The sequence below is a fragment of the Nonomuraea sp. NPDC052265 genome (genome assembly GCF_044547985.1).
Classification (GTDB): Bacteria; Actinomycetota; Actinomycetes; order Streptosporangiales; family Streptosporangiaceae; genus Nonomuraea.
In genome coordinates this window covers 1-26120 of record NZ_JBIUBJ010000008.1, presented here as the reverse complement: position 1 = coordinate 26120, position 26120 = coordinate 1, and the positions used below count along the sequence as shown (strand labels likewise).

The window sequence follows — 26120 nt, the reverse complement described above, 5'->3', positions numbered from 1 at the left end:
GTTTGTGAAGGGGTTCACAAAGGAACGAAGGCGCAAGACCCCGAGGCCTTCGAGCGTGTAGGACAGGACAGTCCAGTGACCGTGCCACCAGCCATACAGGCTGACGCCGACGTCATCGTCGTCGGCGCCGGTCCCGCCGGTTCCGCAACCGCCTTTTACCTCGCTCAGGCCGGTCTCGACGTGCTGCTCCTGGAGAAGACCAGGTTCCCTCGCGAGAAGGTCTGCGGCGACGGCCTGACGCCGCGTGCCGTCAAGCAGTTGCTCAACATGGGCGTCGACATCGACGCGCCCGGCTGGATCAGGAACAAGGGCCTGCGCGTCGTCGGCGGCGGCCTCCGCTTCGAGCTCGACTGGCCGCAGTTGGAGCGCTTCCCCGACTTCGGCCTCGTCCGCCCCCGCAAGGACTTCGACCAGATCGTCGCGGCCAACGCGGTCAAGAACGGCGTGCGCCTCATGGAGGGCGTCACCGTGACCGGGCCGGTGCTCGACGACCGCAGCGGGCACATCGTCGGCGTGCGCACCAAGGACGGCGCGACGTACCGCAGCCGCGTGGTCGTGGCGGCCGACGGCAACAGCACCCGCCTGGCGATCGGCATGGGCCTGCACAAGCGGGAGGACCGGCCCATGGGCGTGGCCGTCCGCACCTACTTCGAGAGCCCCCGCCACGACGACGACTACCTGGAGACCTGGCTGGAGCTGTGGGACGGCGACACGCTGCTGCCCGGCTACGGCTGGGTGTTCGGCGTCGGCGACGGCACCGCCAACGTCGGGCTCGGGCTGCTCAACACCAGCGCCCAGTTCGGCAACATCGACTACCGCGACCTGTTGAAGCGCTGGTGCAAGGCCATGCCGGCCGACTGGGGCTTCACCGAGGAGAACATGACGGCCCCCATCCGCGGCGCCGCTCTCCCGATGGCCTTCAACAGGCAGCCGCACTACACGCGGGGTCTTATCCTCGTGGGTGACTCCGGCGGGTCGATCAACCCGTTCAACGGCGAGGGCATCGCCTACGCCATGGAGACCGGCGAGATAGCCGCCGAGATCATCGCGAAGGCCCTCAGGGACACCACTCCCGCACAGCGCGAGCGGATCCTGAGGACCTACCCCCAGGTGATGAAGGACGCCTACGGCGGCTACTTCACACTAGGGAGGTTGTTCGTCGAGGCGATTGGGAAACCGGGTGTGATGCGCTTCGGGACCAGGCACGGCCTGCCTCACCCGAGGCTGATGCGCTTCGCGCTCAAACTCCTTGGTAATCTCACCGACCGGCGAGGCGATGCGTCCGACATGATCATCAACGCACTCTCGAAGGTCGCCCCACCAGCATGATTCCCACGACAGACACATCAAGCTGCGCGCCCGCGCGCGCGGCGACTCCAGAGGAGGCGTAGCGATGGACCTTTACGTGCCCATCCTGGTGCTCGCCGTTCTCGCGGGGGGCTTCGCGATCTTCTCGGTCGCCATCGCTCCCTTCACCGGTCCCAAGCGCTGGAACCGCGCGAAGCTTGACGCCTATGAATGCGGCATCGAGCCGACGCCCCAGCCGGTCGGTGGCGGACGGTTCCCGCTCAAATACATGATCACCGCGATGCTCTTCATCGTGTTCGACATCGAGATCATCTTCCTCTACCCGTGGGCGGTCTCCTTCGCGCCGCTGAAGAACGACGCGGGCGACGTCATCGCGTCCGGCCTCGGACTGTTCGCGCTGGTCGAGATGCTGCTGTTCATCGTCACCGTGCTCGTCGCCTACGCGTACGTGTGGCGCCGCAAGGGTCTGGACTGGGACTGAAAATGGGACTTGAAGAGAAACTCCCCAGCGGGTTCATCCTCAGCACGGTCGAAGCGGCCGCCGGATGGGCGCGTAAGAGCTCCGTGTGGCCGGCCACGTTCGGCCTCGCATGTTGCGCCATCGAGCTGATGGCCACCGGTGGCCCCCACTACGACCTGGCGCGCTTCGGCATGGAGCGCGCTTCGGCGTCTCCCCGCCAGGCCGACCTCATGATCGTCGCCGGGCGCGTGTCGCAGAAGATGGCGCCCGTCCTGCGGCAGATCTACGACCAGATGGCCGAGCCCAAGTGGGTCATCGCCATGGGCGTGTGCGCCTCCAGCGGCGGCATGTTCAACAACTACGCCATCGTGCAGGGCGTCGACCACGTCGTGCCGGTCGACATCTACCTGCCCGGCTGCCCGCCGCGGCCGGAGATGCTGATCGACGCGATCGTGAAGCTGCACGACAAGATCCAGAACATGAAGTTCGGCGCTCACCGCGCCAAGCAGATCGAGGACCTCGAACTGCGGGCGCTGCGCACGCTGCCGCTGATCGACCAGGGGGCCGGAAAGTGACCTCGCCCGACCACCTTCCCGGGAGCCCGGAGAGCGGGGAGGCCCCCGAGGCCGCCTCGGTCCCGGCCGTCCCCGAGGCGCCCGTCGCCCGGCACGGCATGTTCGGCGCGCACGACACCGGAGACACCTCCGGCTACGGCGGTCTCGTCGTCCGCCGGGCGCCGCAGCTCTCCACGCCGCGCCCGTACGGCGGCTACTTCGACGAGCTCGTCGACGCCCTCGCCCTCGACGACGCCATCGAGCGCGTCGTGGTCGACCGCGGCGAGCTGACGCTGCACGTCCGCCGGGAGCGCCTGGTGGAGGTCTGCCAGAAGCTGCGCGACGACCCGGCCCTGCGTTTCGAGCTGTCGCTCGGCGTGTCCGGAGTGCACTACCCGCACCTGAAGGGCGAGGAGCTGCGCGCCGTCTACCACCTGTGCTCGATCACCCACAACAGGCGCGTGCGCGTCGAGGTGAGCGCACCCGACGCCGACCCGCACATTCCATCCACTGTGGGCGTTTACCCTGGTCATGACTGGCATGAGCGGGAGACGTACGACTTCTTCGGCATCGTCTTCGACGGTCACCCGTCGCTCACCCGGATCATGATGCCGGATGACTGGGACGGTCACCCGCAGCGCAAGGACTACCCGCTCGGCGGCATCCCGGTCGAGTACCGGGGCGCCACCATCCCCTCGCCGGACCAGAGGAGGTCTTACTCATGAGCACCGCTTATGACGAGGCGACAGAGGGCAAGGTCTACTCGGTCACCGGCGGAGACTGGGACGAGGTCGTCGGCGGAGCGCGCGACACCGAGGAAGAGCGCCTGGTCGTCAACATGGGCCCGCAGCACCCGTCCACGCACGGCGTGCTCCGCCTGGTCCTGACGCTCGACGGTGAGACGGTCACCGAGGCGCGCAGCGTCATCGGCTACCTGCACACCGGTATCGAGAAGAACATGGAGTACCGGACGTGGACCCAGGGGACCACGTTCGTGACCCGCATGGACTACCTCTCGCCGATCTTCAACGAGACCGCGTACTGCCTGGGCGTGGAGAAGCTGCTCGGCATCACCGACCGCGTGCCCGAGCGGGCGCAGGCCATCCGCGTGATGATGATGGAGCTCAACCGCATCGCCTCGCACCTGGTCGCGATGGGCACGTTCGGCATGGAGCTGGGCGCGACCACGCCGTTCCTGTTCGGCTACCGCGACCGTGAAATGATCATGGACCTGTTCGAGTACATCACGGGTCTGCGCATGAACCACGCCTACGTCAGGCCGGGCGGCGTCAGCGTCGACCTGCCCGCGGGCGCGGTCGACAAGGTGGGCGAGTTCCTCAAGGAGATGCCCAAGCGGATCAAGGACATCCGCAAGCTGCTCGACGAGAACCCCGTCTACGTGCGCCGCACCAAGGACGTGGGCTACCTCGATCTGACCGGCTGCATGGCGCTCGGCATCACCGGCCCCATCCTGCGCGCCGCCGGTCTGCCCTGGGACCTGCGCAAGTCGCAGCCCTACTCCGGCTACGAGACGTACGAGTTCGAGGTCGCCACCGAGCGCGGCTGCGACGTCTACTCGCGCTACCTCGTGCGCATGCGGGAGATGGAGGAGTCGCTCAAGATCGTCGAGCAGGCTCTCGACCGCATCGCCGGCCCGCTCAAGGGCGACCCGGTGATGATCGAGGACAAGAAGATCGGCTGGCCGGCGCAGCTCGCGCTCGGCCCCGACGGCTTCGGCAACTCGCCCGACCACATCGCGCACATCATGGGCAGCTCGATGGAGGCCCTGATCCACCACTTCAAGCTGGTGACCGAGGGCTTCCGGGTCCCGGCCGGCCAGGCGTACGCGAGCATCGAGTCGCCCAAGGGCGAGCTCGGGGCGCACATCGTCAGCGACGGCGGCACCCGCCCGTACCGCGTGCACTTCCGCGAGCCTTCCTTCTGCAACCTGCAGGGCTTCTCCGCCATGGCGGAGGGCGGCCAGGTCGCCGACGTGATCGCCGCGGTGGCTTCTATCGACCCCGTCATGGGAGGTGTGGACCGGTGACTTACTCACCGGAAGTCCGCGAGCGTCTCGAACAGGACGCCAAGGAGATCATCGGCCGTTACCCCAAGACGCGGTCCGCCCTGCTGCCGCTGCTCCACCTCGTGCAGTCGGCCGACGGCTACGTCTCCGACGACGGCAAGGAGTTCTGCGCCGAGATGCTGGGCCTGAGCAAGGCCGAGGTCACCGGCGTGGCGACCTTCTACACGATGTACAAGCGCAAGCCCGCCGGCGACTACCACGTCGGCGTCTGCATCAACGCGCTGTGCGCCGTCATGGGCGGCGACGAGATCTGGGACGAGCTGTCCGAGCACGTCGGCGTCGGCCACGAGGAGACCACCGGCGACGGCAAGATCTCGCTGGAGCGCCTTGAGTGCAACGCGGCCTGCGACTTCGCCCCGGTCATGATGGTCAACTGGGAGTTCTTCGACAACCAGACGCCCGCCTCGGCCAAGCAGCTCGTCGACGACCTGCGTGACGGCAAGGACGTGCGGCCGACCCGCGGACCGAAGAAGCTCTGCACCTTCAAGGAGGCCTCGCGCGTGCTCGCGGGCCTCCCCGACGACCAGGCGGGCGACGGCCCGTCGGCCGCCGGCCCCTCGCTGGAGGGCCTGAAGGTGGCCAAGGCCAACGGATGGAAGGCCCCCGAGGCATGAGCACCACACTGACCCCGGTCCTGACGGCCAACTGGGACCAGGCCGACTCCTTCACCCTCGACGGCTACGGCGGTGACTACAGCGCGGCCAAGAAGGCGCTGGGCATGGACCCCGACGCCGTCATCCAGGCGGTCAAGGACTCCGGCCTGCGCGGCCGCGGCGGCGCCGGCTTCCCCACCGGCATGAAGTGGGGATTCATCCCGCAGGGTGACGGCAAGCCCCACTACCTCGTCGTCAACGCCGACGAGTCGGAGCCGGGCACCTGCAAGGACATCCCGCTGATGATGGCCAACCCGCACTCGCTGGTCGAGGGCGTCATCATCACCGCGTTCGCGATCAGGGCCAACTACGCCTTCATCTACGTGCGCGGCGAGGTGCTGCACGTCATCCGCCGGCTGCACGCGGCCGTGCGCGAGGCGTACGAGAAGGGCTTCCTGGGCAACGACATCTTCGGGTCGGGCTACGACCTGGAACTCGTCGTGCACAGCGGCGCGGGCGCGTACATCTGCGGCGAGGAGACGGCGCTGCTCGACTCGCTGGAGGGCTTCAGAGGTCAACCGCGACTCAAGCCCCCGTTCCCGGCCGTGGCGGGCCTGTACGCCTCGCCGACTGTCGTGAACAACGTCGAGTCGATCGCCAGTGTTCCCTCGATCATCAGCAACGGCGCCGACTGGTTCGCCTCGATGGGCACCGAGAAGTCCAAGGGCTTCGGCATCTTCTCCCTCAGCGGCCACGTCACCAGGCCCGGCCAGTACGAGGCCCCGCTCGGCATCACGCTGCGCGAGCTGCTCGACATGGCCGGCGGCATCCGCGAAGGGCACCAGATCAAGTTCTGGACCCCCGGCGGCTCCTCCACGCCGATCTTCACCGACGAGCACCTCGACGTGCCGCTCGACTTCGAGGCCGTCGGCGCCAAGGGCTCGATGCTCGGCACCCGCGCGCTGCAGATCTTCGACGAGACCACCTGCGTGGTCCGCACGGTGCTGCGCTGGACCGAGTTCTACGCCCACGAGTCCTGCGGCAAGTGCACGCCGTGCCGCGAGGGCACCTACTGGCTCAAGCAGGTGCTCAAGCGCCTGGAGAAGGGCCAGGGCACCGAGGACGACCTGTCCACGATCACCGACATCGCGGACAACATTCTCGGCCGCTCGTTCTGCGCCCTCGGCGACGGCGCGACCAGCCCGATCCACTCCTCGGTGAAGTACTTCCGCGAGGAGTACCTCAAGCACTTCGAGATCGGCGGCTGCCCGTTCGACCCGAAGAAGTCCACTCTCTGGGGTGAGCAGTGACCGTCGTAGAAACAGAAACCACCCTGGTGACCCTCACCATCGACGGGTTCCAGGTCAGTGTCCCCAAGGGCACCCTGATCATCAGGGCCGCCGAGCTGCTGGGCATCCAGATCCCCCGGTTCTGCGACCACCCGCTGCTCGACCCGGCGGCCAACTGCCGCCAGTGCCTCGTGGACATCCCCGACGCGGGCAACGGCCGCGGCTTCCCCAAGCCGCAGCCGTCCTGCGCGATCGAGGTCGCCGAGGGCATGGTCGTGCAGACCCAGCTCACCTCGCCGGTCGCCGAGAAGGCGCAGCGGGGGGCCATGGAGCTGCTGCTGATGAACCACCCGCTCGACTGCCCGGTCTGCGACAAGGGCGGCGAGTGCCCCCTGCAGAACCAGGCCATGTCGAACGGCCAGGGCGAGTCGCGGTTCCAGGAGCAGAAGCGCACGTTCCCCAAGCCGCTGCCGCTGTCCACGCAGGTGCTGCTCGACCGTGAGCGTTGCGTCCAGTGCGCCCGCTGCATCCGCTTCTCCGACCAGATCGCCGGCGACCCGCTCATCGAGTTCTTCGAGCGCGGCGCCAAGGAGCAGGTGCGGGTCGCCGACGGCAAGCCGTTCAACTCCTACTTCTCCGGCAACACGGTGCAGATCTGCCCGGTCGGCGCGCTCACCGGCGCGGCCTACCGGTTCCGGGCGCGCCCGTTCGACCTGGTGTCCACGCCGAGCGCGTGCGAGCACTGCGCGTCGGGCTGCTCCCTGCGCACCGACCACCGGCGCGGCCGGGTCACCCGCCGCCTGGCGGGCAACGACCCGCAGGTGAACGAGGAGTGGAACTGCGACAAGGGCCGCTGGGCCTTCTCCTACGCCACCCAGCCCGACCGTCTCAAGACGCCTCTGGTGCGCAACGAGGAAGGCGTGCTCGTGCCCGCCTCGTGGCCGGAGGCGCTGGCGGTCGCCGCCGAGGGTCTGGCCGCCGCCCGCGGCAAGGCCGGCGTGCTGGTCGGCGGCCGGGTCACGGTCGAGGACGCCTACGCCTACAGCAAGTTCACCAGGGTCGCGCTGGGCAGCAACGACATCGACTTCCGCGCCCGCCCGCACTCCGCCGAGGAGGCGCAGTTCCTGGCGCACGCGGTCGCCGGCAAGGGCATCGAGATCAGCTACACCGACCTTGAGAAGGCTCCGGCCGTGCTGCTCGTCGGGTTCGAGCCCGAGGAGGAGTCGCCGATCGTCTTCCTGCGCCTGCGCAAGGCGTGGCAGAAGAAGGGCCTGAAGGTCACCGCGATCGCGCCGTTCGCCTCCGCCGGGCTGGCCAAGATGGGCGGCACGCTCATCGCCGCCGCCCCCGGGGCCGAGGCCGACGCGATCGGCGAGCTGGTCGGCACGCTGGCCGAGGGCACGATCGTGCTCGCCGGCGAGCGGCTGGCCACCGTGCCGGGCGCGCTGTCCGCCCTGGTCCGCCTCGGCGCCGGTTCCGGCGTCCGGGTGGCCTGGGTGCCGCGCAGGGCCGGTGAGCGCGGCGCGCTCGAAGCCGGCGCGCTGCCCAACCTGCTGCCGATCGGCCGTCCCGTGGACGACGAGGGCGCCAGGGCCGAGGTCGCCAGGGTGTGGAACGTGGGCTCGCTGCCCGCCGTCCCCGGCCGTGACACCGACGGCATCATCGCCGCCGCCCGCTCCGGCGAGATCGACGCGCTGGTCGTGGCGGGCGTCGACCCGCACGACCTGGCCGACCCCGCCGCCGCGCTGGAGGCGCTGGAGAACACGCCGTTCATCGTCAGCCTGGAGATCCGCGCCAGCGCCGTCACCGACCGCGCCGACGTGGTGTTGCCGGTCGCGGCGGTGCAGGAGAAGAGCGGCACGTTCGTCAACTGGGAGGGCAGGGGCCGCTCGTTCGAGGCGCCGCTGCGCGTGCCCGGCATCCAGAGCGACCTGGCCGTCATCGGCAACCTGGCCGACCGCATGGACGTGCACCTCGGCCTGCCGGACGCCAAGGCCGTCCGGCGCGAGCTGTCCAGCCTCGGCGCCTGGCGCGGGGCCCGCGTCGCCGCGCCGAGCACCGCCACCCGCGCCCAGGCCGCCCCGGCGGCCGGCGAGGCGCTGCTGGCGACCTGGCACCTGCTGCTCGACGAGGGCAGGCTCCAGGACGGCGAGCCGTACCTGGCCGGCACCGCCCGCGCCACCGAGGCGCTGGTGTCGGCGGCCACGGCGGCCGAGATCGGCGTCATCGACGGCGACAAGCTCGTCGTCGGCGGCCCCGGCCCCAACGCGGTCACGCTGCCGGTCCGCGTCGCCGACCTGCCCGACCGGGTGGTCTGGGTGCCGGCGAACTCCGGCGGCTGCTCGGTCACGCGCGATCTGCGCGCGCTGGCCGGCGACATCGTCACGATCGGGAGCGCATCATGACCCACGTTCTCGCGGCCGATCCCACCCTCGCCGACTTCGGCAAGGACCCGCTGTGGATCACCATCATCAAGGCCGTGATGCTGTTCGCCTTCCTGATGCTGGGCATCCTGTTCGGCGTCTGGTACGAGCGCAAGCTGATCTCGCGGATGCAGCACCGCTACGGCCCCAACCGGGCCGGCAAGTTCGGTCTGCTCCAGTCGGTGGCCGACGGCATCAAGATGGGTCTGAAGGAGGACATCTTCCCGCGGACCGTGGACAAGGTGCTCTACCTGCTGGCCCCCGTGATCATGGTCGTGCCGGCGTTCCTGGCCTTCTCGATCGTGCCGTTCGCGCCGATGGTCAACCTGTTCGGCGTGCAGACGCCGCTGCAGCTCGTCGACCTGCCGGTGGCGGTGCTGTTCATGCTGGCCATGGGCGCCATCTCGGTCTACGGCGTGGTGCTGGCCGGCTGGTCGTCGCGCTCGCCGTACGCGCTGCTGGGCGGTCTGCGGTCGGCGGCGCAGGTGGTCTCGTACGAGATCGCGATGGGTCTGTCGTTCGTGGCGATCTTCCTGTTCGCCGGGACGCTGTCCACCTCCGAGATCGTCAAGGCGCAGGGCGAGCAGGGCTGGTTCGTCTTCCTGCTGATCCCGTCCTTCGTGATCTACGTGATCTGCATGTTCGGCGAGGCCGCCCGTATCCCGTTCGACCTGCCCGAGGGCGAGGGCGAGCTGGTCGGCGGCTTCCAGACCGAGTACTCCTCGTCCCTGAAGTTCGCCCTGATCATGATGGGCGAGTACCTGCACACCTTCACCGCCTCGGGCATCGCGGTCACCCTGTTCCTGGGCGGCTGGCGGGCCCCGTGGCCGATCTCCCTGTGGGACGGCGCCAACACGGGCTGGTGGCCGGTGCTGTGGTTCTTCATCAAGTTCGTGCTGACCTTCAGCTTCATCGTGTGGGTGCGTGCCTCGCTGCCGCGCGTGCGCTACGACCAGCTCATGTCCCTGGGCTGGAAGGTGCTGATCCCGGTGAACCTGGCCTGGATCCTGCTCGTCGCCGCGGCTCGCAACGTGGTCGTCAACGAGGGCAACAAGACGGTCGGCATCGTGATCGGCGCGGTCATCGTGGTCGGCGCGCTGGCCATCTGGATGCGGTTCGACACCGTCAACCAGCGGCGCAAGGAGGCGCGCAAGGCCGAGGTGGAGGCCGAGTTCGAGCAACTGTCCGACGAGCCGACGGCCGGCGGCTTCCCTGTGCCGCCGCTCGATCTGCCGCACTACCACGGGGTGCAGCACAAGGAGATTCCCAGTGGGACTAACTGATTGGCTGAACCCCGTCAAGGGCTTCGGGGTCACCTTCCACACGATGTTCAAGAAGCCCGTCACGACCAACTACCCGGAGGTCAAGAAGCCGACGGCTCCTCGCTTCCACGGTCGTCACCAGCTCAACCGCTGGCCGGACGGGCTGGAGAAGTGCGTCGGGTGCGAGCTGTGCGCGTGGGCGTGTCCGGCGGACGCGATCTACGTCGAGGGCGCGGACAACACCGACGAGGAGCGCTTCTCGCCGGGTGAGCGTTACGGGCGCACGTACCAGATCAACTATCTGCGGTGCATCCTGTGCGGCCTGTGCATCGAGGCCTGCCCGACCCGCGCGCTCACCATGACCAACGAGTACGAGCTCGCCGACAGCAGCCGCGAGAGCCTCATCTTCACCAAGGAGATGCTCCTCGCGCCGCTGACGCAGGGCATGGAGCAGCCGCCCCACCCCATGCGCCTCGGCGAGACCGAAGAGGACTACTACCGGCTGGGACGAACCAATGGGTGAGACCATCACATTCTGGGTTCTCGCCGTCGTGTCCGTCGGCGCGGCGCTCGGCATGGTCTTCAACAGGAAGGCCGTCTACTCGGCGCTGATGCTCGGCACCGTGATGCTCTGCCTCGCGGTGCTCTACGCCGTCCAGGACGCGCCCTTCCTCGCCGCGGTGCAGATCATCGTCTACACCGGCGCCATCATGATGCTGTTCCTGTTCGTGCTCATGCTGGTGGGCGTCGACTCCTCCGACTCCTTCGTGGAGACGCTGAAGGGGCAGCGCTTCTGGGGCGCCCTGGCGGCCCTCGGCTTCGCCGTCCTGATCATCCTGGCGGTGGGCAACGCGATCTTCTCCGGTGAGGCGGGTCTGGCCCAGGCCACGGCGCAGGGCGGCTACGTCCGCTCGATCGCGCTGCTGCTGTTCACCAAGTACGTCTTCGCTTTCGAGGTCACCTCGGCCCTGCTGATCACCGCCGCCCTGGGCGCGATGGTCCTGGCGCACCGGGAGAAGCTCACCGAGAAGGTCACGCAGAAGGACCTCTCGCGCGCCAGGTTCCTGGGCGAGCGTCCCTCGCCGCTGCCCGGCCCCGGCACGTACGCCAGGAACAACGCCATCGACATGCCGGCGCTGCTGCCCGACGGCTCGGTCGCGGAGTCGTCGGTCAACCGCTACATCGCCCGCTACGACGTCGAGCACGGCCACCTCCCCGAGGACCCCAAGCTCGCCGAGGCCATCCAGCACACGGCCGAGGATGACGCCGAGGAGACCACCAACGAGGTGACCAAGTGACGACCCACTACCTGATCCTGTCGGGTGTGCTGTTCGCGATCGGCGCGCTCGGCGTGCTGATCAGGCGCAACGCGATCGTGGTGTTCATGTGCGTCGAGCTCATGCTCAACGCCTGCAACCTCGCGTTCGTCACCTTCGCCAGGCAGAACGGCAACCTGGAGGGCCAGATCATCGCGTTCTTCGTGATGGTGGTGGCCGCGGCCGAGGTCGTCGTCGGCCTGGCCATCATCGTGACGATCTTCCGAACCCGCAGGTCCGCGTCCGTCGACGACGTCAACCTGCTGAAGTACTAAGAGAGGTGACTGATGCAATCTGAAATCGCTCAGATCACCCCTCACGTCGGCGGTGTGATCGGGAACGCCTGGCTGATGATCGCCCTTCCGCTCGTGGGGGCGTTCATCCTGCTGGTGTTCAACAAGTTCACCAATCGCTGGGGCCATCTGCTGGGCGTGGTCATGTCACTGGCCTCGTTCGTGGTGGCGGTGCTGGCGTTCTTCGAGCTGATCGGGTTCGGGGAGGAGGAGCGCCGCCGGGCGGTGCACCTCTACGAGTTCATCCCCGGCATGGTCGACATGGGCCTGCTCATCGACCCGCTGTCGATCAGCTTCGCGCTGCTCATCACGGGTGTCGGATCACTGATCCACATCTACTCCATCGGGTACATGTCGCACGACGAGCACCGGCGCAGGTTCTTCGCGTACCTGAACCTGTTCGTCGCCTCGATGCTCCTGCTGGTGCTGGCCGACAACTACGTGGGCCTGTTCATCGGCTGGGAGGGCGTGGGCCTGGCCTCGTACCTGCTGATCGGGTTCTGGCAGTTCAAGCCGTCGGCCGCGGTCGCGGCGAAGAAGGCGTTCGTCGTCAACCGCGTCGGTGACTTCGGCCTGCTGGTCGGCATGTTCATCATCTGGACGTCGTTCGGCACCCTGGCCTTCAAGGATCTCGGCGCGAAGATCGGCGCCGGTGGCGCCTCCGACGGCACCATGCTCGCCATCGGCCTGCTGCTGCTCCTCGGGGCGTGCGGCAAGTCGGCGCAGCTCCCGCTGCAGTCCTGGCTCCTCGACGCCATGGAGGGCCCGACGCCCGTGTCGGCCCTGATCCACGCGGCGACCATGGTCACCGCCGGTGTCTACCTGGTCGTCCGCTCGGGCGCGTTCTTCTTCCCCGAGGGCTCGGGTGCGGCGCTCGCCGTCTCCATCGTCGGCGCGGCCACGCTGCTCGCCGGTGCGATCATCGGTTGTGCGAAGGACGACATCAAGAAGGGCCTGGCCGGCTCGACGATGTCGCAGATCGGCTACATGATGCTCGGCGCGGGCCTCGGCCCCGCGGGGTACGCCTTCGCGATCGGCCACCTCATCACGCACGGCTTCTTCAAGGCCGACATGTTCCTCGGCGCCGGATCGGTCATGCACGGCATGAACGACGAGGTCAACATGAGGAAGTACGGCGGCCTGCGCAAGTTCATGCCCATCACGTTCGTCACGTTCTTCATCGGCTACCTGGCGATCATCGGGTTCCCGCTGCTGTCCGGCTACTTCACCAAGGACGGCATCATCGAGACCGCGGTCCACCACCAGCCGATCCTGGGCTGGCTGGCCGTCCTCGGCGCGGGCATCACCGGCTTCTACATGTCGCGGATGGTCTTCATGACCTTCTTCGGCGAGAAGCGCTGGGCCGACGACGCCCACCCGCACGAGTCGCCGCTCGTCATGACCGTGCCGCTGATGATCCTGTCGCTGGGCGCGCTCGGTCTGGGCGCGTACCTGGTGCTGGGCGGTACGCTCTACAACTTCCTGCGGCCCGCCGTGGGCGGCGAGGCGGAGGCCCCGACCTTCCAGTTCGCCAGCACGCCTGGTCTGGCCACCCTCGCGCTCGTCGCCGTCGGTGTGGTCTTCGCCTGGATGAGGTACGGCCGGGCAGAGGTGCCCGCGGTGCAGCCGCGCGGCTCCTTCCTCACCACGTTCGCCCGCCGTGACCTCTACGGCGACGCCCTCAACGAGTCCCTGTTCATGCGTCCCGGCCAGTGGCTCACCCGCATCGCGGTGTTCTTCGACAACCGCGGCGTCGACGGGCTGGTCAACGGTCTGGCGGCAGGCATCGGCGGGAGCTCGGGTCGCCTGCGCAGGCTCCAGACGGGCTTCGCGCGAACGTACGCGCTGTCCATCCTGATCGGTGCCGCCCTGCTGACCGGCGCCCTGCTCCTCGTTGGGAACATCTGATGTCACCCTGGCTCCCGATAATCATGGCGGTGCCCGTTGTGGGCGCCATCGTGGTGGCCCTGCTTCCCAAGGGCGGCGACAAGCTGGCCAAGCAGGTCACGCTGGCGGTCTCGCTGCTGACGATGGTGCTGACGGGCGTCATGGCCGCCGGGTTCAAGCCCGACGGCGAGCGCTTCCAGTTCAAGGCGGAGTACGACTGGATCCCGAGCTTCGGCGTGAAGTTCGGGGTCGGCGTCGACGGCGTCGCCCTGGTCCTGATCGCCCTGTCGGTCGTGCTGGTGCCGATCGTCGTGCTGGCCTCCTGGCACGACGCCGACGGCGTCAGGACCGCGGACGGCACGCTGATCACGCCCAAGCGGTCGGTCAAGACGTACTTCTCGCTGCTGCTCGTCCTTGAGACGATGATGATCGGCGTCTTCGCGGCGACCGACGTCTTCCTGTTCTACGTGTTCTTCGAAGCCATGCTGATCCCGATGTACTTCATGATCGGGTCGTACGGCGGCGCCCAGCGGTCGTACGCGGCCGTCAAGTTCCTGCTGTACTCGCTGTTCGGCGGCCTGCTCATGCTGGTCGCGGTCATCGGCCTGTACGTGCTGGCGAACAAGGGCACGTTCATGTTCGAGCCGCTCGTCGGCGCCATCCAGGACCCGACGACGCAGAAGTGGCTGTTCGGCGGCTTCTTCATCGCCTTCGCCATCAAGGCGCCGCTCTGGCCGGTGCACACCTGGCTGCCCGACGCGGCCGCCCAGGCCCCGGCCGGCGCCGCCGTGCTGCTCGTCGGCGTGCTCGACAAGGTCGGCACGTTCGGCATGCTCCGCTTCTGCCTGGAGCTGTTCCCGGACGCGGCCAAGGCGTTCACGATGCCGATCGTCGTCCTGGCGGTCATCAGCATCATCTACGGCGCGATCGTGGCCATCGGCCAGACCGACATGAAGCGGCTCATCGCCTACACGTCGATCTCGCACTTCGGCTTCATCGTGCTCGGCGTGTTCGCCATGTCGTCGGTCGCCCAGTCCGGCGCGGCCCTCTACATGGTCAACCACGGCTTCGCCACGGGCGCGCTGTTCCTGGCGGCCGGGTTCCTCATCGCCCGGCGCGGCTCGCCGTTCATCGCCGACTACGGCGGCGTCCAGAAGGTCGCCCCGGTGCTCGCGGGCTTCTTCCTGGTCGCCGGTCTGGCCGGTCTCTCGCTGCCCGGACTGTCGTCCTTCGTCAGCGAGTTCATGGTGATGATCGGCACGTACTCCAGCGAGGCGCACGGCTCCGGCGCGCTGACGGTGGCCGCGATCATCTCCGCGGTGGCCGTGATCCTGGCCGCCGTCTACATCCTGTGGATGGTCCAGCGGACGCTGAACGGCCCGACCGCCGAGCCGGTCAAGGCGTTCAAGGACCTCAACGCCCGCGAGATCTGGGTGCTGGCGCCGCTGGTCGCGCTGATCATCGGGTTCGGCTTCTTCCCCAAGCCGCTGCTCGACGTGATCAACCCGTCCGTGCACCAGACGCTGACCAACGTGCACGTACCCACTGCCACCATCGCTGAGAAGGGGACAGGTCAGTGAACGACGTCATCCAAGCGCCGACGATCGAGTACGGCACGCTGGCGCCGTTGCTGATCATCTTCGGCGCGGCCTGCATCGGCGTGCTCGTCGAGGCGTTCGCGCCGCGCTACCTGCGCAAGTCCATCCACGTCCCGCTCACGCTGCTCAGCCTGATCGGCGCGTTCGCCCTGGTCATCCTTCAGGTCATGCGCGGCGTGCCGACCCAGGCCGCCGCCATGGGCGCGGTCGCGGTGGACGGGCCCGCGCTGTTCATCTGGGGCGTGATCATCGTCCTGTCGTTCGTGTCGGTGCTGCTGATCAACGACGAGGGCCACTTCGTGGCCTCGGCGGCGGCCGTACCGGGCAGCGCGGACGAGGAGGAGGCCGAGGCGGCCGACAACGGCGCCGGGCAGACCGAGGTCTACCCGCTGGTGCTGTTCGCGGTCGGCGGCATGCTGCTCTTCCCCGCCTCGCACGACCTGCTGACGATGTTCGTGGCCCTTGAGGTCATGTCGCTCCCGCTGTACCTGCTGTGCGGCCTGGCCCGCCGGCGCCGCCTGCTGTCGCAGGAGGCGTCGATGAAGTACTTCCTGCTCGGCGCGTTCTCCTCGGCGTTCTTCCTGTACGGCACCGCCATGATCTACGGCTACGCGGGCACCGTCTCGCTGCCCGGGATCAACGCCGCCCTGTCCAAGGGCGCGCTGCTCGACCCGCTGCTCATGGCCGGGCTCGCGCTGCTCGGCGTCGGCCTGCTGTTCAAGATCGGCGCCGCGCCCTTCCAGGCGTGGAAGCCCGACGTCTACCAGGGCGCCCCGACGCCCATCACCGCGCTCATGGCCTCCGGCACGCTCGTCGCGGCCGTCGGCGCCCTGCTGCGGGTGTTCTGGGTCGGTCTGGGCAACCTCGACTGGAACTGGCGGCCGGTCATCTGGGCCGTCGCGGCCCTGACGATGATCGTCGGCTCGATCCTGGCGATCACGCAGACCGACATCAAGCGCATGCTGGCCTACTCCTCCATCGCGCACGCGGGCTTCCTGCTCGTCGGCGTGATGGCGACGTTCGGTTCGGCCGGGCAGAACGCCCAGTCGCTCAAGTCGATCCTGTTCTACCTGGCGGTCTACGGCATCACCACGGTGGGCGCGTTCGCGGTGGTCACGCTGGTGCGCGACCCCGGCGGCGAGGCTGGACACCTGTCGCGCTGGGCCGGGCTCGGCAAGCGTTCGCCGATGCTCGCCGGGGTGTTCGCCTTCTTCCTGCTCGCCTTCGCCGGAATCCCGCTGACCAGCGGCTTCTTCGGCAAGTACGCCGTGTTCGCGGCCGCACTCAACAGTGGCACGCAGCCCGGCGACTCCATGGGCGGCTGGATGGCCGGTCTGGTCGTGGTGGGCGTGGTGGCCTCGGCCATCGCCGCGTTCTTCTACGTCCGGGTCATCGTGCTGATGTTCTTCAGCGAGCCCGCGGCCGACGGCCCGGCGATCGCGGTGCCCAGTATGGGGACCGTGGCCGTCATCGCCGTTTCCCTGCTGGTTACCGTAGGAGTGGGGCTCTACCCGGAGTCCCTCCTCGGTGTCGCCAACGACGCCGCTTCGGCTCTGTTCATTAGATAAAAGGGGATCTCGTATGTCTGCGCCGCCCGTGGTTGACCTTCCCATTGAGGACGAACGGTTGGCGCAGGACGTGGCCACCGGATTGGCCGCGGTCGAGAAGCTCCTGCGCTCGTCGGTGGAGAGCGAGGACGCCTTCGTCACGGAGGCGTCCAAGCACCTCATCGAGGCGGGCGGCAAGCGGTTCCGTACGCTGATGGTGCTGCTCGCGGCCCAGTTCGGCGACCCGTCCGCGCCGGGTGTCGTGCCCGGCGCGGTGGTCATCGAGCTGACCCACCTGGGCTCGCTGTACCACGACGACGTCATGGACGAGGCCCCGGTGCGCCGGGGTTCGCCCTCGGCCAACGCCCGGTGGGACAACACCGTGGCGATCCTCACCGGCGACTACCTGTTCGCCCAGGCCTCGGACCTCCTGGCCGACCTCGGCCCCGAGCTGATCCGCATCCAGGCCCAGACGTTCTCCCGCCTCGTCCAGGGGCAGATCCGCGAGACGATCGGCCCGCGCGAGGACGAGGACCCGGTGGGCCACTACCTGAGCGTCCTGGCCGACAAGACCGGCTCCCTGATCGCCGCCTCCGGCCGGTTCGGCGCGCTGCTGTCCGGCGCCCCCGCCGACGTGGAGGAGCGCCTGAGCCGCGCCTGCGAGGCCGTCGGCGTGGCCTGGCAGCTCGGCGACGACCTGCTCGACGTGGCGTCCTCGGGCACCCAGTCGGGCAAGACCCCCGGCACCGACCTGCGCGAGGGCGTACGGACCCTGCCGGTCCTCTACGCGCTCACCGGCGGCGAGCAGTCGCGGCTGACCGAGCTGCTGGCGGGCCCGGTGTCGGAGGAGGACGTGGCGGAGGCGCTCACCCTGCTGCGGGCCCACCCGGCCATGGAGCGGGCCCGCGCCGAACTGGTCGCGTGGGTCGACCGGGCCCGCGTCGACCTCTCCGCCCTGCCCGACATCCCGGCCAGGGCGGCGTTCCTAGCGCTCTGCGACTACGTGGTCGAGCGTTCGGGCTGATCGCCTGACCCGGGCGGCCGTCCGCGCCGCCCGGAAGCTGTCGTACGTGAAGATGGCCAGCGCCAGCCAGACGATCGAGAACCCGATCCACCGGCTGGGCGGCATGATCTCGCCGGCGATCGTCACCCCCACCGCGAACTGCAGGATCGGCGCGATGTACTGCAGCACCCCGACGGTGCTCAGCGGCACCCGGATCGCCGCCGCGCCGAAGAAGATCAGCGGCACCGCCGTGATGATCCCGGCCCCCACCAGCAGCACCGCGTGCCGGCCGCCCTCCTGCCCGAACGTGGCCTGCCCCGCGAACTCCAGATAGACCAGGTACCCGAGCGCCGGCAGCAGCAGCACCAGCGTCTCGACGGCCAGGCTCTCGGTGGCCGCCACGTTCGCCTGCTTCTTGACCAGCCCGTACACGCCGAAGCTGACGGCGAGCGTGAGCGCGATCCAGGGCAGCCTGCCGTAGTCCACGGTCAGCACGACCACCGCCAGCGCCGCGAACCCCACCGCCGTCCACTGCAGCGGACGCAGCCGCTCGCGCAGCACCAGCACCCCGAACAGCACGCTGACCAGCGGGTTGATGAAGTACCCGAGGGCGCTCTCGACCACGTGGCCGGTGTTGACCGCGTAGATGTAGGTGCCCCAGTTGACGGTGATGACCACGGCGCCGATGCCGAGCAGGACCAGCTTGCGCGGCTGCCGGGCCAGCTCCCGGAACCAGCTCCAGTGCCTGCGCACGGCGAGCACCGCGACGACGGCGACCAGCGACCAGACCATCCGATGGGCCAGGATCTCCACGGCCCCGGACGGTTTGAGCAGCGGCCAGTACAGGGGGAACAGCCCCCACATGGTGTAGGCGGCGATCCCGAACAGTACACCGCGCCGAAGGTCAGGCATGTAGCCCATTTTCGGGCCTTACTAGCTTAAATACAAATGTGTGTCACTATACGGGAATGTTTAGGCATCCTTAAGTGTTCGGGCGTTGTGTAGGCGCAATCCCGCTACCCACGCCACGCCGCCGCCCGCGGCGCTGCGTAAGGTAGAGACACCTGATGGAGGTGGCACGATGGGCTGGCTGTTCGGCGGCAACAAGACATCGATGGTCCGTCCCGAGGACGCCCTGCCGGGCCGCTCGGAGGCGATGCCCGTGCCCGCGCGGCACGCGGTCCTGGACGCCCCGCTCGCCCCGCCGTACCCCTCGGGCCTGGAGGTGGCCGACTTCGGCCTGGGCTGCTTCTGGGGAGCCGAGCGCAAGTTCTGGCAGACGCCGGGGGTGGTGACGACGGCCGTCGGGTACCAGGGCGGCTACACCCCCAACCCGACGTACGAGGAGGTCTGCAGCGGCCTCACCGGCCACACCGAGGCCGTCCGGGTGGTGTTCGACCCGGCTCGGGTGTCGTACGAGGAGCTCCTGAAGCTCTTCTGGGAGGCCCACGACCCGACCCAGGGCATGCGCCAGGGCAACGACACCGGCACCCAGTACCGGTCGGCGATCTACTACCACTCGGCGGAGCAGGAGAAGGCGGCGGAGGCTTCCCGCGCCGCCTACCAGCAGGTCCTCACCCAGGCCGGCTACGGCACCATAACCACCGAAATAGCCCAAGCCAAGCCTTTCTACTACGCCGAGGACTATCACCAGCAGTACCTCCACCGCAACAAAAACGGCTACTGCGGGATAGGTGGGACGGGCGTGGCCTGTCCGGTCGGGCTGACATCCGGCGAGGCGTAGACCTGCGGAGATAGCTAGATCCTGGCCCGTGGTCACCCGGCTCGTCCGGCGTCGATCACGGGCCAGAGCCGTCTTCGGCGACAACCCTCCTTACAAGGTCAAGGGCTCGCTGCGCTCGCCACGGGGCCGCCGGCCCGCTTAGCGGTCTGGCGGGCTTGCGCGTGCGGCCTGGGGGCCGTTCGCGCCCGCCACCGCACGCGAGCCGGCGGCCCCGACGATGAGCTTCAAGTTCCTGCCGCCCCGCTTCCGGTGCTCGGGCCTGGAGGCCCTGCGCTCCGGGTCGGGTTGCCATCGATTTACCCGCGTTGCTCCCTGTAGTGGAGGCTCGCGTATTGCGGGGCCGTTTCAGACGCTTCGAAGGGGCCTTTGCTTCCTCCTCCCCTGTCTGGTCTCCGCCTGCAGATTCGCAGCCAGTTCATCCAACGTCGCTCCGCAACGGACGTTGGACAGTCCGCTTGCACAGGGCACGGGCTGCTTCCGAATGGCCACCCAGCCTGCGGCCATGTCCTGAACCTTCCATGCCGGGTACTGGGCGATCAGCTTCGCCAAGGTCATGGGCACGGGTGCACTCCGGCGACCGGCGTACAGATCGGCTGAGACTCCCGTAGTTGGGCGTAGCGGAGAGCGACTCGGTGAGCGGCCCGAGCGGGTTCGGTGGAGGGGTGCCAGGCGTAGATGACTCGCTGTCGTCTCGCATCCCATGCCGATCGCCACCAGTAGCGCCCGCCGTGACACCAGACGACCAATCCGACCCAGACGGACACGAGCGCCAGGCCGTAGCCGTCGTGCACATCTGCGGAGACTCCCCGAGCGGCGAGGGCGTTGGCCAGGGCTGCAGCGGCGTGGGTCTCCGGTGCGAGCGAAGGGCGGCTCACAACGCCTCCTCTGCTGTCTCCTGCTCCTTCAGCTGCTCGGCGAGATGGACGATGTCGTTCGCGTCGATCGTCTGGGACAGGCCGTGATCTATTTCGCGCGGGGACAGGCGACGGCCGTTCCGGGTGGCCCAGAGACGGCCCGCAGAACTACGCCAAATGCACCAACCGGGAAATGCCGCTTGGAGGTCTTCGAGAATCACCGGAGTGGACATGCGATCAGCGTGCTTACCTGAGCGTGACAAACCCACCGCGTTATCAAGACGTCCAGGACGTTACAGCGTTACGCTCCGAACGTCCCTGACGTCCTCCAGTTCGAGGTGTGCCGTGGCCAACGTCCCACTACGCAGCGCCATGCTGAACGCCCAGGTCACGAACCAGCACTTGGCCGACCGATGTGGCGTGGACGTCAAGACGGTGGAACGCTGGCTGCAGGACGAAACGCGCGTTCCGCACATGCGGCACCAATGGGCAGCCGCAGAGGCACTAGGAGTTGAGACAGCCATGCTATGGCCGGATGCAATTCGCAATACGGTGAAAACTGGGCCGGATAAGGAAGTCTTGACCGTCTATCCGTATCGCTCCGCATGTCCGAAATCAATCTGGCGCAACCTCATCAGCTCGGCGCGCAACGAGATCGTGTTCGCCGGTTACACCAACTACTTCCTGTGGCTGGAACACCCCAATCTCGCGAAGGTGCTCAAGCGGAAGGCGCAGCAGGGCTGCAAGATTCGGTTCCTCGTCGGCGATCCGGCGAGTGAGGTAACGCGCCACCGTGAGGACGTGGAGAACGTTCCGCTGACCGTCTCCACGCGCATCCGGATCACTCTGTCGGAGATCGAGCAGCTACGCGACGATGCCGGTGTGGAGGCCCGGTTCGGTGACGAGCACATCGCCATGAGCGTGTTCCGGTTCGACTCGGAAATGCTCGTCACGCCGCACTTGGCTAAGCTCGTTGGTCACGACTCGCCCATGTTGCACTTGCGGCGGTATCAGGACGACGGCCTGTTCGATCGGTTTGCCTACCATGCCTCTGAGCTGTGGGGCAACGGCCGAGACGTGTGGCAGCAACCCCAGCCCGCAGGCCCGATCCTGGGTGACTAACTGAGTCACAACCGGCCCGGACCCTCTCGGTTAGAGGCACGGGGGCCTATCGCTTCTCGTCTGCTTGTTGTCGGGCGATCTTGCGAGGGGTGGCGATCCGTAGTCGGGCTACCTCCGCCCAGAAGGCCTCTCCGTGGCGATGGCCGCTTCCGGCATAGTGCCATTCGCCTACCGTCACGGTCTTCTCTGGATCGGGAGGCGGAGCGCCAGCGATCAGCCGGGCTTGCTTGGCGCAGAAGTCGGCGCGGGCCTGTCGAAGGTCCCCGAGTCTGATCGAGTAGTGGCGGGACTTGGTGGAGAAGTGTCCCGGTAGCCCAGCATGTGCGCCCATTGTCGCAGGAGCCAGGGTTTCGGTAGGGATGGAGTTCGGCGAGGCTGAACAGGTGTAGATCATGCGGCGGGCGTGCTCGGTGATCTCCAGACCGGCGATCTGTCCGGCATGCCGAATCGGACGGTCTACGGTCCCTGCGGACGCGGGCTGTGCCGGACGGTCCGCCTCTCCTGCGCCAAGGTCGCCGAGACACCGCGAGCAGTCCGGACGGACGCTCCCATGTCGTCCGCGCCGGGGCCGTCCCGCGGACTGCCACGACTACATCGGGGCCTTCCTGTGGAACGCCCACCCCACCGGACAGGCGAGGGCGGTCCGTCCTCTATTTGGACCGCGACCTGACCGGCGGTCCGGCGTATGGCCCGGTCGAGCCAGTAATGATCAGGTGGTACGTGTCGTCCTTTAGACCGCCGAGCAGGCCGGGCGCCTGGACGCGCGCCGGTTGCCGCAGGCTGTGAGCAGGAAGCCGGTCGGCTCGTCGGCGGTCCGGTACACGTCGAGGACTTCGCCAGTCCGGCTGTCCAGCGTGTACCTCTCGCCGTGCAGCCGGAAACACGCGTCCGCGTGATCAGCGTGACCTGCCCCATGCCGGGTCGCCCACGGGTGGACAAAAGGTCCACTAAGCTCTTCCGGTGATTTCCTGCCGTGCGATCGTCCCTGCGGAGCTGGACCGTGTGACCTCGTGGGTCGTGACGGAGCCCGTCGGTTGGATCTCCGCCGACCGTTACCTCGCAGAACTGGCCGAGAACATGTACCGGTCGGAGTGGACGTGGATCGCCGAGGTCGGTGACCGGGTCGTGGGACGTGCGCTGTGGTGGGGGCCGAGGGGCAGCGCGTATCCGGTCGCGCTCGACTGCCTCGACGTGGATCCCGCAGTGGGTGAGCGCATCGTCGTCGCCACCGAACTGATCAGGGCCGCACTGGCAGTGTTCCCGCAGCCGGTGCAGTACGCGATCAAGGCGTCCGGCGGCTGGCGTGACGATCCGGTCACCTCGGCGGCCGTGGAATGGCGGCGAACGGCAGCACACGCGGCCGGCCTCAGCCGGGAGGTCGAGCGGCTGCAGTTCGAGTGGGCGCCGGCTGACGGGGTGCCTCCAGCGGCCGGGGCGCTGCGGTTCGCCGAGGCGTCCGATGAGGAGTACCTGGCGGTGTTCAGGAGAATCGCCCAGGGCAGTCTGGACTTTCAGACCCGAACGAACGTGGCGGCCAAAGGCGTGGACGCGACCGCGCGCGAAGAGATGGACTTCTATCTCGGCGCGCCGGGCAAGCGGGAGTGGTGGCGGATCGCCTACACGTACGAGGGCGAGGTGGCAGGCATGGCGATCCCCTCGGCGACGCCGTACAGCGTGAACGTCGGATACCTCGGGGTGGTCCCGGAGTTCCGGGGGCGCGGATACGTGGACGAGGTACTCGCCGAGATCACCCGCATGCATGCGGCCAACGGAGAGTCGCGCATCACAGCCACCACCGACGTGGGCAACGCGCCGATGGCGGCCGCGTTCCTGCGCGCCGGGTACCGCAACACAGAGATCCGGATCAACCTCTCCAACGACCTCCAGTCTTAACGATCTGTTGCCGGGAGCGGAGCACTACCATCAGCAATATCTTTTAAGTCCCCAACGGGTACTGCGGCATCGGCGGGACCGGAGTCGCGTGTCCAGTGGGTCTGACGTCCGGCGACGCGTAGGGTCGCGAGGCCGTCCACCGGAGTCCCGAGGCCGTTCGCGTTGTCTTCTTGTCGCTGGTGCAGCCATGGGTAGTTGCGGTATCGACGGCTGTCCGAGCCCGGGGCGGCCGAGGCATACGATGCGGCTCGTCTCGCCTTCGAGCTCGGTCGGGCAGTACGACGGTTGCCGGAATCTCGTGGATGGAGCCAGAGTGACCTGGCTCGTGCGGCTGACATGACACAGTCAGCAGGGGCCCGTCTTGAAGGGGGAGGCACTGTGCCGATGCTGCCGGTCCTCGAGCGACTGGCCAGGGCGCTGGACGCCGAGACTGGAGGTGCCGTCAGTCCACGCTCTCCCGCAACCTGAGCCGGATGTATCGCGCGAGATGAGTTGTCGCCCAGTTCGGGGCCGCCCCTTCCCGCACCGGCCTCGCGGAGATCCACACCTTTTTTGGCTCATCCGGACCTCTGGGGCAGCGGCATGTCCATGATCCTTTTGACGGCCGTCTTCGATCGTGTGCGCCCGTTAGCCGCTAGCGATTTCGCTTGCGTTTATTGCGTCTGTTGCGGATACTGCGAAGAGGGGGTGACGTCATGACTGACGTGCAGGCCAAGCGAGTTCAGCCGGGAAGCATCGATGCCGAGGTAGCCGGTCGCGCGGTACGCCGAATCAAGGATTACCTCATGCGGTATCCCGAGCAGCCGACTGTACATGTCGTCGGTGAGCACGGGGACGAGGACCCCTTGATCCTGCCTCGTGAAGCCGTGACTCTGCTTGCCTTCATCCTCGCCCAAGCAGCCGAAGGGCGCGGAGTCGCGGTGATTCCGTCGCATGCTGAGCTGACGACACAGCAAGCGGCGGACATGCTGAACGTCTCACGCCCGTATGTGATCAAACTTCTGGAGACGGGAAAAATTCCCTTCCGGTTGATCGGCAAGCACCGCCGAATCAAGTACGAGGATCTCCAGGAGTACAAGCGTCGCGATGACGCCAAGCGCCGGACCGCAGCCGACGAACTCGCTGCGCTGGGGCAAGAGTTGCGCATCTGAGCCATGACATTCGTGGCGGTCTACGACGCGAACGTGTTGTACGGCAACACCTGCGTGACCTGCTCATTCGTCTCGCCATGACAGGACGGGTGCAAGCCAGGTGGACCAACGGCATCCTTGACGAGATGCAGCGCAACCTCGCCGCCAACCGGCCCGACATTCCTGCGGAGAAGCTCGACAAGCTCCGCTGCCTGATGAAACTCCGCTGTCCGAGACTGCCTCGTCGAGGGATATGAGCCACTGATCGAAGGGCTGAAACTACCCGACTCCGATGATAGGCATGTGCTGGCTGCGGCGATCAAGGTGGGCGCGAAGGTCATCGTTACGTCGAATCTCAAGGACTTCCCTGCCGACTATTTGGCTCCATGGGATATCGAGGTGAAGTCACCCGATGACTTCGTGCTGGACCAAATCGACCTGGACGGAAGGGTCGTCTGGGCTTGTGTGCAGCAGATCGCGGACTCACGGACCAGCCCGCCGGAGACCGTTGATGATGTGCTCGACGCTTTGGAGGCGGCGGGCCTCGTCGAAGCGGTCGCTGCCCTTCGAGCCGGCTGAAGTCCCCCAACTGGATCTGTAGCGCGAAGCCAAGCGCTACCACCAGCAATATCTTTTTAAAGTTCCCAATGGGTGCTGCGGCATCGGCGGGACCGGAGTCGCGTGTCCAGTGGGTCTGACGTCAGGTGACGCGTGAGGCGGTGCTTGGGCAGGGGGGCTGCGATTCTGTACAGAAAGATGTACAGTTGACGTATGACTGTTCTGCACGACCCTACTGAGCTGACCGTCACAGAGGCGGCCCAGCGAGGCGTTGCCCGCCTGGTGGCTGATGCGGAGCAGGGGGCCGATCTGGTGGTCACCCGTCGGCATCAGCCAGTAGCGGCCGTGGTGAGTATTCGTCGGCTCAATGAGCTTGAGGAAGCGGCGGCTGATTTGCGTGATCTGGCGCTTGTGCTCGCCCGGTCGGTCACGGACACGGGGGAGCGGGTCTCACTTGATGAGGTGCTTGCCGCTTTCGGGCATACTCGCGAGTCGCTTTCCGCCGTCCCGGACGATGAGTGAATCGTGGCCGACGTCGCCTTCACTGCGCCGGCAGTTGACGACCTCCGGCGCATTGGCCCAGACGCGGTACCCAAAGTGCTCAAGAAGATCCTTCTCCTGTTGGACAATCCTGAAGCCGGTTACCCGCTCGGCGGGGAACTGACCAACTTCCGGAAACTGGTGGTCGGTCGCAACACCTGGCGTGTCGTCTATCGCATCACTGAGGACAAGTCAGTGGAGATCTGCGAGGTGTGGGCTGTCGGTGAGCGTGCCGACGCGGAGGTGTACGCAGAGGCGACGGCGAGGGTCCGCGAGGTGGGTGCAGGCCGTCCCGAGATCGTCCAGCTCGGCCAGGTGATCGAACGCCTTGGCAGGCTGGCCGATCACATTCGGGTGGAGAAAGCACCTCCCAGAGAACCGGTTCCAGATTGGCTCGCGGACCGGTTGATCTTCGCCGGGATGGCGCGTGAGGACGTTGCCGCTCTTGACCTTCAAGAGGCGGTCGACAGGTGGGCTGAGTACCGGTCCAAGGCTCATTAGGTCGTGCATCTATTGCCTGAAGCGCAGCGCTATCACAGCAATATCTCTTTGAAGTGCCCAACGGGTGTCAATCCCCTCAAAGCGTGGAGACGGGTCTATGCCACAGCGGTCCTCAGCAGGGCCGATGAGGCTTGTCTCTTCTCGATCATGTGACGTTCG

The 26120-nt window shown here is 67.6% G+C and carries 27 protein-coding genes and 3 pseudogenes; 26 read left to right on the top strand and 4 right to left on the bottom strand.

From position 1 onward, the window contains the following. The first annotated feature begins 75 nt into the window (after window positions 1-75). The 16 genes from ACIHAD_RS23860 to ACIHAD_RS23785 all read left to right on the top strand — a co-directional run bounded on the left by ACIHAD_RS23860 (window position 76) and on the right by ACIHAD_RS23785 (window position 17640). Window positions 76-1329: a geranylgeranyl reductase family protein gene (locus ACIHAD_RS23860; RefSeq protein WP_397356804.1), complete on the top strand. Its 1254-nt coding sequence runs from the start codon at window positions 76-78 to the stop codon at window positions 1327-1329. 64 nt (window positions 1330-1393) lie between these two features. Then, entirely contained in the window at window positions 1394-1789 is a 396-nt protein-coding gene (locus ACIHAD_RS23855) for an NADH-quinone oxidoreductase subunit A (protein WP_357692402.1), read from the top strand. Between the two features lie 2 nt (window positions 1790-1791). Beyond that, window positions 1792-2343 (top strand): NADH-quinone oxidoreductase subunit B family protein, encoded by a 552-nt coding sequence (locus ACIHAD_RS23850; RefSeq protein ID WP_352322512.1) that lies wholly within the window; start codon window positions 1792-1794, stop codon window positions 2341-2343. Continuing rightward, on the top strand, window positions 2340-3047 hold the full coding sequence (locus ACIHAD_RS23845) for an NADH-quinone oxidoreductase subunit C (RefSeq protein ID WP_397356803.1): 708 nt from the start codon (window positions 2340-2342) through the stop codon (window positions 3045-3047). The genes ACIHAD_RS23850 and ACIHAD_RS23845 overlap by 4 nt, the downstream gene beginning before the upstream one ends. Beyond that, window positions 3044-4369 carry an NADH-quinone oxidoreductase subunit D gene (locus ACIHAD_RS23840; RefSeq protein WP_397356802.1) on the top strand — a complete coding sequence of 442 codons (1326 nt, stop codon included), beginning with the start codon at window positions 3044-3046 and terminating at the stop codon, window positions 4367-4369. The genes ACIHAD_RS23845 and ACIHAD_RS23840 overlap by 4 nt, the downstream gene beginning before the upstream one ends. Continuing rightward, window positions 4366-5022 (top strand): NADH-quinone oxidoreductase subunit NuoE, encoded by a 657-nt coding sequence (gene nuoE / locus ACIHAD_RS23835; protein WP_189646992.1) that lies wholly within the window; start codon window positions 4366-4368, stop codon window positions 5020-5022. Before ACIHAD_RS23840 ends, nuoE begins: the two co-directional genes overlap by 4 nt. Continuing rightward, window positions 5019-6311, top strand: a complete 1293-nt coding sequence (gene nuoF / locus ACIHAD_RS23830) for an NADH-quinone oxidoreductase subunit NuoF (protein WP_397356800.1) — start codon at window positions 5019-5021, stop codon at window positions 6309-6311. The genes nuoE and nuoF overlap by 4 nt, the downstream gene beginning before the upstream one ends. Next, window positions 6308-8695, top strand: coding sequence for an NADH-quinone oxidoreductase subunit G (locus ACIHAD_RS23825; protein WP_397356799.1), 2388 nt, complete (start codon window positions 6308-6310; stop codon window positions 8693-8695). The genes nuoF and ACIHAD_RS23825 overlap by 4 nt, the downstream gene beginning before the upstream one ends. Then, a complete protein-coding gene (gene nuoH, locus ACIHAD_RS23820; RefSeq protein ID WP_352322507.1) occupies window positions 8692-9996 on the top strand; it encodes an NADH-quinone oxidoreductase subunit NuoH in 1305 nt (434 codons plus the stop codon). The genes ACIHAD_RS23825 and nuoH overlap by 4 nt, the downstream gene beginning before the upstream one ends. Next, window positions 9983-10498, top strand: coding sequence for an NADH-quinone oxidoreductase subunit NuoI (gene nuoI / locus ACIHAD_RS23815; RefSeq protein WP_189646988.1), 516 nt, complete (start codon window positions 9983-9985; stop codon window positions 10496-10498). Before nuoH ends, nuoI begins: the two co-directional genes overlap by 14 nt. Then, window positions 10491-11273 (top strand): NADH-quinone oxidoreductase subunit J, encoded by a 783-nt coding sequence (locus ACIHAD_RS23810; protein ID WP_397356798.1) that lies wholly within the window; start codon window positions 10491-10493, stop codon window positions 11271-11273. Before nuoI ends, ACIHAD_RS23810 begins: the two co-directional genes overlap by 8 nt. Then, a complete protein-coding gene (gene nuoK / locus ACIHAD_RS23805; RefSeq protein ID WP_125643825.1) occupies window positions 11270-11566 on the top strand; it encodes an NADH-quinone oxidoreductase subunit NuoK in 297 nt (98 codons plus the stop codon). The genes ACIHAD_RS23810 and nuoK overlap by 4 nt, the downstream gene beginning before the upstream one ends. Window positions 11567-11578: 12 nt before the next feature. Next, window positions 11579-13492, top strand: coding sequence for an NADH-quinone oxidoreductase subunit L (gene nuoL, locus ACIHAD_RS23800; RefSeq protein ID WP_397356797.1), 1914 nt, complete (start codon window positions 11579-11581; stop codon window positions 13490-13492). Beyond that, window positions 13492-15051 (top strand): NADH-quinone oxidoreductase subunit M, encoded by a 1560-nt coding sequence (locus tag ACIHAD_RS23795; RefSeq protein WP_397356796.1) that lies wholly within the window; start codon window positions 13492-13494, stop codon window positions 15049-15051. The genes nuoL and ACIHAD_RS23795 overlap by 1 nt, the downstream gene beginning before the upstream one ends. After that, the gene (nuoN, locus tag ACIHAD_RS23790) at window positions 15048-16637 is read left to right on the top strand and encodes an NADH-quinone oxidoreductase subunit NuoN (RefSeq protein ID WP_397356795.1); all 1590 of its coding nucleotides are present in this window, start codon (window positions 15048-15050) and stop codon (window positions 16635-16637) included. Before ACIHAD_RS23795 ends, nuoN begins: the two co-directional genes overlap by 4 nt. Before the next feature lie 13 nt (window positions 16638-16650). Further along, entirely contained in the window at window positions 16651-17640 is a 990-nt protein-coding gene (locus ACIHAD_RS23785) for a polyprenyl synthetase family protein (protein WP_397356794.1), read from the top strand. Here the strand turns inward: ACIHAD_RS23785 and rarD are convergent. Beyond that, window positions 17602-18531, bottom strand: a complete 930-nt coding sequence (rarD, locus tag ACIHAD_RS23780; protein ID WP_397356793.1) for an EamA family transporter RarD — start codon at window positions 18529-18531, stop codon at window positions 17602-17604. The two genes, ACIHAD_RS23785 and rarD, sit on opposite strands and share 39 nt — an antisense overlap. Window positions 18532-18700: 169 nt before the next feature. Between rarD and msrA the strand changes: the two genes are divergently transcribed. Continuing rightward, a complete protein-coding gene (gene msrA / locus ACIHAD_RS23775) occupies window positions 18701-19363 on the top strand; it encodes a peptide-methionine (S)-S-oxide reductase MsrA (RefSeq protein WP_397356792.1) in 663 nt (220 codons plus the stop codon). An 871-nt stretch (window positions 19364-20234) separates the two neighbouring features. Here msrA and ACIHAD_RS23770 read toward each other — a convergent pair. Further along, the gene (locus tag ACIHAD_RS23770) at window positions 20235-20450 is read right to left on the bottom strand and encodes a hypothetical protein (protein WP_397356791.1); all 216 of its coding nucleotides are present in this window, start codon (window positions 20448-20450) and stop codon (window positions 20235-20237) included. Window positions 20451-20562: 112 nt separating this feature from the next. Here ACIHAD_RS23770 and ACIHAD_RS23765 point away from each other — a divergent pair, with 112 nt between their 5' ends. Continuing rightward, the gene (locus ACIHAD_RS23765; RefSeq protein ID WP_397356790.1) at window positions 20563-21339 is read left to right on the top strand and encodes a hypothetical protein; all 777 of its coding nucleotides are present in this window, start codon (window positions 20563-20565) and stop codon (window positions 21337-21339) included. 46 nt (window positions 21340-21385) lie between these two features. On the opposite strand, the pseudogene ACIHAD_RS23760 reads toward ACIHAD_RS23765, so the two are convergent. Further along, window positions 21386-21796, bottom strand: a pseudogene (locus ACIHAD_RS23760) (replication initiator); the annotation flags it as partial. Window positions 21797-22069: 273 nt separating this feature from the next. After that, window positions 22070-22402: a replication initiator gene (locus tag ACIHAD_RS23755; protein WP_397357154.1), complete on the bottom strand. Its 333-nt coding sequence runs from the start codon at window positions 22400-22402 to the stop codon at window positions 22070-22072. Here ACIHAD_RS23755 and ACIHAD_RS23750 point away from each other — a divergent pair. The 8 genes and pseudogenes from ACIHAD_RS23750 (at window position 22357) to ACIHAD_RS23715 (ending at window position 25961) form a co-directional block, all read left to right on the top strand. Then, on the top strand, window positions 22357-23232 hold the full coding sequence (locus ACIHAD_RS23750; RefSeq protein ID WP_397356789.1) for a GNAT family N-acetyltransferase: 876 nt from the start codon (window positions 22357-22359) through the stop codon (window positions 23230-23232). The two genes, ACIHAD_RS23755 and ACIHAD_RS23750, sit on opposite strands and share 46 nt — an antisense overlap. Before the next feature lie 16 nt (window positions 23233-23248). Next, window positions 23249-23354, top strand: a pseudogene (locus ACIHAD_RS23745) (peptide-methionine (S)-S-oxide reductase); the annotation flags it as partial. Window positions 23355-23427: 73 nt separating this feature from the next. Then, window positions 23428-23700: a helix-turn-helix domain-containing protein gene (locus ACIHAD_RS23740; RefSeq protein ID WP_397356788.1), complete on the top strand. Its 273-nt coding sequence runs from the start codon at window positions 23428-23430 to the stop codon at window positions 23698-23700. A 227-nt stretch (window positions 23701-23927) separates the two neighbouring features. Beyond that, the gene (locus tag ACIHAD_RS23735) at window positions 23928-24383 is read left to right on the top strand and encodes a helix-turn-helix domain-containing protein (RefSeq protein ID WP_397356786.1); all 456 of its coding nucleotides are present in this window, start codon (window positions 23928-23930) and stop codon (window positions 24381-24383) included. Window positions 24384-24665: 282 nt separating this feature from the next. Next, window positions 24666-24941, top strand: coding sequence for a hypothetical protein (locus ACIHAD_RS23730; protein WP_397356784.1), 276 nt, complete (start codon window positions 24666-24668; stop codon window positions 24939-24941). A 28-nt stretch (window positions 24942-24969) separates the two neighbouring features. Then, a pseudogene (locus ACIHAD_RS23725) lies at window positions 24970-25077 on the top strand (peptide-methionine (S)-S-oxide reductase); the annotation flags it as partial. A gap of 56 nt (window positions 25078-25133) precedes the next feature. Next, the gene (locus tag ACIHAD_RS23720; RefSeq protein WP_397356783.1) at window positions 25134-25442 is read left to right on the top strand and encodes a type II toxin-antitoxin system prevent-host-death family antitoxin; all 309 of its coding nucleotides are present in this window, start codon (window positions 25134-25136) and stop codon (window positions 25440-25442) included. 3 nt (window positions 25443-25445) lie between these two features. After that, window positions 25446-25961, top strand: a complete 516-nt coding sequence (locus tag ACIHAD_RS23715) for a type II toxin-antitoxin system RelE/ParE family toxin (protein WP_397356782.1) — start codon at window positions 25446-25448, stop codon at window positions 25959-25961. Window positions 25962-26120: the final 159 nt, after the last annotated feature.

What these genes read in the sequence shown, in the direction of transcription:
- ACIHAD_RS23855 (WP_357692402.1), top strand. Translation starts at nt 1,394, where the DNA reads ATGGACCTTTACGTGCCCATCCTGGTGCTCGCCGTTCTCGCGGGGGGC.
- ACIHAD_RS23850 (WP_352322512.1), top strand. Translation starts at nt 1,792, where the DNA reads ATGGGACTTGAAGAGAAACTCCCCAGCGGGTTCATCCTCAGCACGGTC.
- ACIHAD_RS23840 (WP_397356802.1), top strand. Translation starts at nt 3,044, where the DNA reads ATGAGCACCGCTTATGACGAGGCGACAGAGGGCAAGGTCTACTCGGTC.
- nuoF (WP_397356800.1), top strand. Translation starts at nt 5,019, where the DNA reads ATGAGCACCACACTGACCCCGGTCCTGACGGCCAACTGGGACCAGGCC.
- nuoH (WP_352322507.1), top strand. Translation starts at nt 8,692, where the DNA reads ATGACCCACGTTCTCGCGGCCGATCCCACCCTCGCCGACTTCGGCAAG.
- ACIHAD_RS23810 (WP_397356798.1), top strand. Translation starts at nt 10,491, where the DNA reads ATGGGTGAGACCATCACATTCTGGGTTCTCGCCGTCGTGTCCGTCGGC.
- nuoL (WP_397356797.1), top strand. Translation starts at nt 11,579, where the DNA reads ATGCAATCTGAAATCGCTCAGATCACCCCTCACGTCGGCGGTGTGATC.
- ACIHAD_RS23795 (WP_397356796.1), top strand. Translation starts at nt 13,492, where the DNA reads ATGTCACCCTGGCTCCCGATAATCATGGCGGTGCCCGTTGTGGGCGCC.
- ACIHAD_RS23785 (WP_397356794.1), top strand. Translation starts at nt 16,651, where the DNA reads ATGTCTGCGCCGCCCGTGGTTGACCTTCCCATTGAGGACGAACGGTTG.
- rarD (WP_397356793.1), bottom strand. Translation starts at nt 18,531, where the DNA reads ATGCCTGACCTTCGGCGCGGTGTACTGTTCGGGATCGCCGCCTACACC.
- msrA (WP_397356792.1), top strand. Translation starts at nt 18,701, where the DNA reads ATGGGCTGGCTGTTCGGCGGCAACAAGACATCGATGGTCCGTCCCGAG.
- ACIHAD_RS23770 (WP_397356791.1), bottom strand. Translation starts at nt 20,450, where the DNA reads ATGTCCACTCCGGTGATTCTCGAAGACCTCCAAGCGGCATTTCCCGGT.
- ACIHAD_RS23735 (WP_397356786.1), top strand. Translation starts at nt 23,928, where the DNA reads ATGACTGACGTGCAGGCCAAGCGAGTTCAGCCGGGAAGCATCGATGCC.
- ACIHAD_RS23720 (WP_397356783.1), top strand. Translation starts at nt 25,134, where the DNA reads ATGACTGTTCTGCACGACCCTACTGAGCTGACCGTCACAGAGGCGGCC.